The organism is Mycoplasma sp. CSL7503-lung (assembly GCF_025515455.1).
In the GTDB taxonomy this organism is placed as follows: domain Bacteria; phylum Bacillota_I; class Bacilli_A; order Mycoplasmatales; family Metamycoplasmataceae; genus Mycoplasmopsis.
The window spans coordinates 17257-27542 of sequence record NZ_JAOPHP010000013.1 but is presented as its reverse complement, the minus strand read 5'-3'; the positions used below and the strand labels follow the sequence as shown (position 1 = coordinate 27542).

General features: G+C 25.2%; 3 protein-coding genes. All 3 read right to left on the bottom strand.

All coding sequences use genetic code 4. The annotated features are described in order from the left end of the window. Window positions 1–151 precede the first annotated feature (151 nt). The 3 genes from N9R85_RS02325 to N9R85_RS02315 all read right to left on the bottom strand — a co-directional run bounded on the left by N9R85_RS02325 (window position 152) and on the right by N9R85_RS02315 (window position 10210). Entirely contained in the window at window positions 152–1126 is a 975-nt protein-coding gene (locus tag N9R85_RS02325) for a ribose-phosphate pyrophosphokinase (protein ID WP_262858421.1), read from the bottom strand. A gap of 97 nt (window positions 1127–1223) precedes the next feature. Continuing rightward, the gene (locus N9R85_RS02320; RefSeq protein ID WP_262858420.1) at window positions 1224–2180 is read right to left on the bottom strand and encodes an ABC transporter ATP-binding protein; all 957 of its coding nucleotides are present in this window, start codon (window positions 2178–2180) and stop codon (window positions 1224–1226) included. Further along, a complete protein-coding gene (locus tag N9R85_RS02315) occupies window positions 2180–10210 on the bottom strand; it encodes an ABC transporter permease (RefSeq protein WP_262858419.1) in 8031 nt (2676 codons plus the stop codon). The genes N9R85_RS02320 and N9R85_RS02315 overlap by 1 nt, the downstream gene beginning before the upstream one ends. Window positions 10211–10286 lie beyond the last annotated feature (76 nt).

Below are 10286 nucleotides of genomic sequence, written 5' to 3'. Positions count from 1 at the left end.
CTGTTTTAAAATCGGTTTGATCAATAATTTTGCAATATTTAACTTTTTGTTCAAATGTAAAATGTTTGGACATAAAAATAACACTCCTTTATTTTGGAGTGTCAAATTTTTTTCACCTAACTTACTCATAATAATATGAGTGAGTTTTCATTTACATTTTAGAAATTAAAGTTCTATAATCTTGGTAAATTTGAGAAATACTTTCATCCTCAAATGAAGCTTTTATAACTTTTGATAAAAATTCTGAAAGCGAAATAATTTCTAGTTTTGTAAATCTTGATGCTAATTCGTAATTATCGATACTATCTGTCACAATTACTTTTTCCACATTTGGATTATTTTCAAACATTTCAAATCCTTTTGTAAAAATTCCGTGAGTTGCAGCAACAACTACTTTTTTAGCACCGTTATCTTTTAATGTATCAACAGCCTTTAAAATTGTTCCGCCTGTATCAATAATATCATCAATAATAACAGCATTTTTGTTTTCAATATTACCTAGAATACCCATAACTTCAGTTTTATTTACATCTGTTCTTCTTTTATCAATAATACAAATTTGAACTGTATCAGCAATTAATTCTGCTAATTTTCTTGCTCTAACTGTTCCACCATGATCCGGAGAAACAACTGTAAACTTTTCTTTCATATCTTTCAAAGCAATCGCAATAGGATATTGCCCTTTTAAATCATCTACTGGTATATCAAAAAATCCTTGTATTGATGGATTATGCAGATCTACACATGTTATTTTTGTTGCTCCAGCAGTTTGTAGTAAATCGGCCATTAACTTAGCACCTATCGGTTGTCTACCACTAGCTTTACGATCTTGTCTTGCGTAACCATAGTAGCTTAAAATAATATTAATAGATCTAGCACTTGCTCTTTTTAACGCATCAATAAAAAGTAATAACTCAATCACATTTTCATTTACTGGTCTACTAGTACTTGCTATAACAAAAACATCTCTATTTCTTACTGTTTCACCAGGAACTAACATTGTTTCACCGTCAGCATAAACAGTTCTTTCGACTTTTGAAAGCGGCAATTGTAGTAATTTTGAAACTTTAATTGCCAACTTAGTAGAATTATTCATTCCGAATAATACACAATCTTTTTTATTCATTTACTTCTTTTATTCCCTTTTCTTAACTATTACAACTATATTTTACAATGAAAAGTAAAAAATAAACGCAACTTTGTCAAATAGTTGCGTTTATTAATTATTCTTTTCATTCTAATAAATTTGGATGGGTTGGATTGCTGTTTACGGTTTCGCCTGCTATTTTACCATTTCTAACATGTATAACCTTGTCAGCTATACGTTCTATATATTGATTATGAGTAACCATAACTATAGTAATCCCATATTTTTTATTAATATCGTATAAATAACTTAAAACTAATTTAGTAGTTTTATCATCTAAAGCACCTGTTGGCTCATCAGCAAAAATAATATCTGAGTTTTTAGAAAGAGCTCTTAAAATAGAAATACGTTGTTGTTGACCACCAGACATTTGCGAAGGATATTTATTTTTCACATCTTCCATATCAAAATCTTTAAATAATTGGTCAATATCTAATCTTTTTTCTTTGTTTTTTTGCAAATAAGCACCTGTCTCAACATTATCGTAACCAGATAAATTTTGTAATAAATTATAGTTTTGAAATATAAAACTAACATTTTTTCTTCTAAATAATGTTAATTGCAAATCACTTAGATAAGGTAAATTGGTATCAGAAACTATAATATTTCCACGAGAAGGACGATCTAAACCACTAATTAAATTTAATAATGTCGATTTACCTCCTCCTGATTTACCAAAAATCATTACAAATTCACCTTTATTAATGCTTAAAGAAACATTTTTTAAAACACGAGTTACTGTGTTACCTGATAAATAATATTTACTTACGTTTCTAACTTCTATTATTTTACCAGGATCATTTTTTAGTGTTTTAAATTCATCTTTAGGTCTTCTTTTATTTGCTGCTCTATTAAGTTTTCTAGCAATTGCTCGATCAACAATCATTTTTGAATTCTTTGAATCAGAATCAAGTACTTCAAAAACATTTTTACGTGTAATTTTTTGATTTAAATTTTTTTTCGAAACAACTATAGGTTCTGGAGTATTAATCTCTGAAGTTGATTCAATATTTTTATCATTTTTTTCAGTCATTATTTTCCTTTCAATAAGTCAATAGCTTTAATTCTATTTATATTAAACCATGATAAAACCGCTGTTAGTACAAATATAGTTAATACAACCGTACTTGTTAATAATATATTTAACGGCGATAGCACTAATGGAATTGAAATTGAAGCAGCAGTAATTAAGAATGATGTGAAAACCACCATCATACCAAAAGCAATTGGTAATGATATTAAAATTGAAATTATTATAAATGGCACATAAATACCAAAGAACATTTTGATTTTTTCTTTACTGTTATAACTTAGAATGGATCAAATAGCAATATTTTTCTCATTTTCATTAATTAATATTGTTGAAATAATAATTAATATTATTATTGAAATAATAAAACTTAAAGATGAAACAATTGTAACAATTGTTTGAACTGTTTTTGCAATATTTAAAGTAAATGACACTTCAATATCTTTTGAATCAATTGTATAAGCTGAAGGAACATAAAGTTTATCTTCAAAAACATTTGCAAACTTTTCGATTGAATCTGCGGCCGCTGTAGCTTTTACTCTATTATATACAACCGCAAAATTATCGGTATCTTTATTAAAATTAGGATCCAAGAATTTAACAATATCATAAATATCATAGCCTAAAGACACCATAGCACTATCTACTAAATTATTTGGTAAAACTTCTTTTGAACCAAAAATACCATCAAATAAATCATTTAAATCTTGTTGTGTTAATGATTTTGTTGAAAATGAATTGGCACTTGGTGAATAACCGCTTAATGAATATAATCCTGTAGATCATAATAATTGAATAGGTAATTTATGTTTAGATAAAATACCATTAAATTTATAATCTTCTGGGTTTAAATTACTAATTAATGATGCATATTTACTATTTTTTATTTTTTCAAATTTTGCATCTACTAAATTTGAAATTCCAGTAATCTGATCTGCTGCATATTTTGGAATAATAAATTCATTATTAATGTATGTTGGATTAATTGCATAAACTTTAAATTTATAATTATTTGTTTGTTTTTCTGCTAATTTACCTAACAATTCATTTAATTTAGAAGTATATCTATTTGTTTTATTTAAAACCTCTAAATCAACAATATCACCAATATCTAATTTATATTTTTCTTTTGAAACATAATTAATAATTAATGGTATTGGTTTAGAAACATCTTTACCTTGATTTTCAAAAATTTTATTTATATTAACAAGTAAATTAGAATCATTTTGATCAATTATTTTAATTTGATTACTATTCTCGTTATAACCATATAATTTAATTTTTTCACCTTCAAGAATACTATCTACATAAGTATATGTTTCATCAAATCTTTTATCAAGATATATACCATTAAATGAAACCATAAAGTCAAAATCTTTATTTATTTTATAAATTTCGTTATATGCATTAACTAGGAATTGACGATATTCATCTCTATATTTGGATGTAGTTATATTTTCATGTGTATAAGCTTTTTCTACATCATTTCATTTCATGTAGTAAAACTTACCTTTAATTACATCGTTACTATCAGGGACATAAAGGAAAAAGTTTTTAATGCCTTTTTCTCTAGTTTTTTCAACATCGACTTTAGGAACATCGTTTGAATTTTGTTGTTCTTTAAAAACAACGTCTTTTTGTGTAAGCATTAATGCATATCCTACATTATCGTGTGATTTTATAACCCTTGATTTTTGGGAATCAGGTAATGAGTTATAAACAACTTCAAATGGATTGATAGAAACAGCAGAATCAACAGTTATATTAACAGAAAATTGAGTAATTAAGTGTCCCTCGAATGGATTAGGAGTACCATTTTTATTTACTCCATCCTTATTTATATTAATCTCTTCTGAAACACCCGGTTTAAAGTAATCCGCATTATATGAACTAATTTCTTTAACATCACCAACAGGAACATAAATGCTATTACCTATATTTTGTGGATCTATCGAATTAATTGGACCACCTTGATCAGTAGGTGAAACTAAGTCAAATTTATAATTATATGACCTATTTTTATATGTGTCCTGAATGGATTTTTCGAACACGCCAAATGTTGCAAAACCAAACGTTGTTGTAATGCTTGCTAAAACAACACTTATACCAAACGAAGTTAATTTTCAAAAACTATTTAAAACTAAAGAAGCTCCAAATTTAGTTTTAACACTTCGACCTTTGAATAATGAAATATATTTTTTATAAAATTCACCAGTATTTAATTCTACTATTCCAGACATTAAATCAATTGATTTATATCTTAAAGAACGCAATGAAATTGTGATTATTAAAAGCGACATTGATAATAAAGGAACAACAATATTCACTATTAATGATAATGGTGAAAAATCAAGTGTTTCTATTGGTATTGTTCAATAATTTTTAAGTATTTTTAACGAAACTGATTGCATTAAAAATCCTGTTATATACCCTAATAAATTACCCGTAAAAATTGTAAAGAATGCAAAAACAACCATAGAAGCAGATATTTCTAAAGGTGTATAACCTTGAGCTACTAATATACCAATAACTTTATTTTTATTTGATATATATCTTTTAATGATAAATACTATCGAAACAACAACAAGTGTTATTAAAATAATTAGTAATATAGTAGACACTTTCGAAACAGAATTAATTATAACTTCGATAGCAGTAATTCTAATACTACGTTCAGGATTAATCGGGTCAAGTTCGTTATATAAAAATACTCTTTGTAAATTAACTGTATTATCAATTTTTGATTGAACAAATATTTCTAATTCATTTTTAAGTTCTTCGTTGGTTAAACCACTTAAATTAACATCATTTTTGATTGTTAAATATTCTTTAACTAAGTTACCAGCATTAGCTTTTCTGATTCTATCAAACCCTTTGTCATTAACATAAACTATAGCTTGGTCTTCTACGTTCAATTGAATGTTGTTTTCATCTTGAATAGGATATAGATAGTCAAATGTAATATCGTCTCCTACGATAATATATTTAGAACCATTTATATTTAATAAATACTTATCAGGTAACGAATTAACAAGTTCTAATAGTTCGATTGGATCTTTAGGTATTAAACCATTATAAATTTCTTTATTATTTCTAGATAAGAAGGCATAGTTTACTTTTGCTAAATATGATGATGGTTGGTCAAAAACAAGTATATTATTAATTTTTGTTAATGAAGTTATTGAATTAACTAATTTAAATATATCATCAACTAAATGTAGTCCAAAAACATTATATAACTCTGGGTTTTTATTTGTTTTATTTATTAAATCAACTAACAAGTCGTTGTCTAAAGCAATGCTATATGTTAAATCATTTTCAATAGTAGGAATAATAACATTTTCACTAAAGAATGAATTAATAAATTTATATGTTGCCTCTTCACCTTTCGAAAGCAATTCTTCTAAATCGATAGTTTTATTAATTAAAAAATATCCAATATTAGAATTTGTAATTGCTCCTTCATTGTTTCTACTTACTTCTGTTAATAATCATAAAACAACTTGTGGATATTTTAAAGTTAATAAAAGATTTATTAAAACCTCTGAAATACCTAGTTTTTCAATAGAATTGAATTTATATTCGGAATTTAATAATTTATTAATTTTATCTATATTTTCATAAATATATTTATTTGAAAAGATTTTATGTATTAAATTATTGACAACTATAGAATGCAAATCGTTATATTTTAGGACAACTTCATCTATTTGATTGACATCATCATTCAATTTTGAATACAATTTAGAAGCACCAATATATGAAAATTGTTGGGATAGTGCAAATTCATTTTCTTTAAAGAAAGCTTCGAAATCTGGAAACTCTAAAATTAGATTAGCAAATAATTCATTTTTATACACATTATTTTCTTTTTCAAAAAGCTCATCATTTACTTTAAATGAATTTGATAATCCTTTTGTAATACCAAACTTAGTATCATCCGCTAAAGCAATATTGGAATATGGTTCAAATAATTTAAATGAATTGATATATTCTAAAATTTTGTCATCATTAGCAAGTGATAATAACTTATCAGCAAACTCCGCTTTTCTTTCAAAAGTAATTTTAGAATCTTGAATACCAAATAAGTCAAATCAAATTTTGAATATTGGGTAAAAATCTTTTAAATAATTAAAAGAACCCTCTTTTAGGGTAATAAATTTACCTAAAGTTTTAGAAATTAAACTATGAATTAAATTTTTGTCAATGTTTTGATAAAATGCGTAAAAATTATATAAAGAAGATATTGAATCATTAAAGTTGCTATTTAATAAATTTTGTTTATTTAATTCAAAAGAATTAATAATATCTGTTCATACCTTTATTTTATTTTTAAATTCAGGAGTTGAAATATCTGTGTCTTTGTTTCAATCAAAAATAAAATTTGCTACATTTTTGTCATTACTTGTAAGCTTTTCTCATTCAGATACTTCGTTTTTTTGAATTTTATCAATCAAACTATGTATCTGACTAAAATAATCAAGTGACTCAACTTTAACCACTTCTGATGAACTATTTTCATCGTTAATGTTTTGGTTATTGCCACTCAATAAACCAAGTAAATCAAAATAATCTAATTTTTCTGTGTCGTTTGAAGGGATTATTAAATACTCATTTTCTCCTATTTCAACACTCGAACCTTTAAAAGATAAATTGAGCATATTAGCTATTTCTGTCTTGATACGTTTATTAGAACCAGGAAGATGGAAGAAACTTTTTATAACAGAATAAATTATATCCGATGTATTTAGTGAACCAGCTAAGTAATATCTTGTTGCTTCGACATAATCGTCAAATAATTTACTATATTCGGTTGTTTGTATATCAAACGGAAGCACTTTTATTTTACTTTCCACCGTTTCTATAAATACATTTAAATCAAATAACTTAATAAAGAATTTTAGACCATTAATTGTATTTTCAAATTTCTTTCCTTCTTTGTTATTATTAACATCCAACAATTGAATTAAATTAATTATTTTAGAAGGAATATTCCCAAATAAACTCTTACTAATGTTTTGCAACGATTCTTCGTCTTTTAGTAACGAAGTATCAATATTATCTAAAATATTAATTAAACTTGTTTTTAATAATTTTTGATCTACTGACTTTAATAACGCTATTACTATTTCAAAAACACTTAATTTTCTTTGTCTTACAATACCGTTACTATCTGTTTCTCCTTTATTATATTTATTTTGGAAAAAGTCTTCCATTTGATCTGTAAACTTAATAAAGTCAATTGATTTTATTAAGTTGATAATATTATCAATAAATAAAATTGGATCTTTTGAAATTTTTGCTATTAATGATGTATTTATTACATCGTTAATGTTGAATTGAGAAAATAGACTAAATAAATTAAATAATTTACTTAGTTCAGTTGCTACATACTCTTTTCTTATTTCCTCAGGTTGTTCGCTAATGTATTCTTTTGCTTTTTGGAATATATCGATTAAAAACTTTTTGAAATAATCTCCTTTTTCGTTATGTGACATAACATAAATACCATCCAAAATCATTTTAGGCAGTACTATTAAATTAATTTCGCCACTTGAGAATATTTTAGCAAAATCATTTTTATCAAAAGCTATTTGTATAGCTTCTGTGAAAGCATAAATTGTTTCTTTTTGTATAAAACCTTTTCTAACTATATCTGTTTTAAGAAAATTCTTTTCAATTTTTTCAACAGCTAATTTAAGTGTGTTTTGCGTTAAGGCTTGGTTAAAAGATTCGGTTTCTGGACCTCTAAAACCAAACGGAACATAAACGTTATTTTTATAGTTTGGAGAAATTTCTGCTCATACAGGTTTATTTATTTCTACTTTTAAAGTTAAATTATGTTTTCTTAAAAAATTCAAAAAATCTTGATATAAAATTACTCCATCATTAGCATACTCGTCACTATATTTAGAATTAATTCACCCAATGATTTCGCCACTCTTATCATATTCTGGAGATAATAAATTAATAATGTAATTGTCATTTTTATCTTTTGATAAAGATATACCAATTTCAGCAAAAACATTGTATTGATTAATTGCTAAATTAGTATCATTTCTATAAAAAGCTAATTTATAAACTTTTTGTTTTACAACATTAACTTCGTTGTTAGATTTATTAACAAAAACAACATTGTCAAAAGAAAAATCAGGGGTAATATATTCATTATGCGGCAATATATTATCAAAAGATTGTTTAATAATTATAGAAGCAACATATGGTGGTATTTCTCTACTTCTAAAGTATTTAGCTATATCTTCTGAAATGTTATTTATTGATGTAGGTTTAGTTTGTTCATTTACTAATAAATCATTATTATTTTGTATTCCATCAATTGTTCTGTTTGAATCACCTAAATTCACAAAATGATAAACCTTTTTACCTTCATTATCATTAAACGAATCTATTGTTATTGATTCTCTAATACCTATATTTTGAGATGTTACCTTTTTTTCTGCAAAATTATAAATCTCTTTTTTAACAATATCTAAAGCACCATCTTTAATTTTTTGAATTGCGTTTTTAGCAACATCTTTATCAGTTAATTGGGCATATATTTCATTATTTAAAGTTGGTATTTTTTCAATTTGTAAAATTGTTTTATACTCTCTTGAACTTCCATAACCAGAAAAATCTTTATTAAACAAAGAGAATTTAAAATTTTTAGGTTGTAATGATGAATCTGATAAAGTTATGTTTTTAGTGCTAATTTCATCATAAGAAATATTTGGGTATTGCTCACTAAGTAAGGTCATTTTGTCAGATAACTTAACTTCACCATTATCGTTATAATAATTTGAAGTGTATAGTAAAATTTCTTTATTTCAGTAAGAAAATCTACTAAAATCTTGCGGTAGTTTACCTCCGTTTTCTAAAATTAAACTTTCTACATAACTCTTGTATGCACCACTCCATTTATCTGCACTACCATCAACAAAAGTTGTTTCGTATAATTTTCTATTATAAAATGTCTTTTTAGTTAACTTAACCGCTCATTCAAGTGGTATAACATATTCTTGTCCTTTTTTAAAAGTAATTTTTTCTTTTGTAAAGTATTTTATTGAATCATTACCAAAAAGATTTGAATAGCTAATATTTAGCTTTAAATTAGTAGAATTATAATTATTCTCATCTGATGGTTTGTTGTATAAGTGCGGAGTTATACTATCATCAACCATATAAACATAATCGCTATTTCTAGACTTTTTTAAACCTAATAATTGAAGTGTTTTATCTTTATCAAGCCTTATCACCTGAACTGTTTCATCTCATTGATCTTTCTTTAAAACATCAAATGTCATCTCGTGTGTGGCTGGATTAATGAACAATGATTGCAACTGAGAAAATAAGTATCCTTCCGGATTACTTGAAATTAATAAAACATCGGATAAAGTATATTGTTTATCAAAGTGAAATTCTTTATCTACATTTATTGTTTCTATTTTAGTTGATGTAACAAAATTACCGTTTGCATCAACGGAATAAAGAGGATATGTTATATCATTTTTAAATACTATTTTTTTGTCATTCCCCGAATAATCTAAATATAATAAATCTTGAGACTCGTCAGAAAGTTCAGGGTTATAACTGTTAATTAAATTTTTAAAATCATGACTTAATAAATATTTATTTCTTAAATCTACGTCTATTGCATTATTTTTAAAATTATTTAACTCAATATATTTTTGATTAAGTAATTCAAAATTAATAGCATTGCTTTGTTCAGTAGATTTTTTTTCTTCATACCGAATTGATTTATCATAACCAGGTCCACCTTCAGACCTTGTTAAACCATTAATAAAATAACCATCATTAAAGGCGTTACCGTTAGTTGGTAAATTTAAATCTACTGTTAAATCGTGTTTTTTGGAAACTGCTTTATATTTATCAAATTGCTTTTGAATACCTTTAGAAGTATCATTAAGCATAGTAAAAATAGCTGAAGTTAAGAAAATAAGTATTGTTAAGCCCGCTACTGTAATTTTGTTTTTAAATATCGATCTAAAAACTTCTCTAAAAAGTTTAATCATATTTCTCCTTTTATAATGATAGTTTAAATTATATATATTTTTCTAATAAATTTAATAGTAATAATAGGGCGTAAAA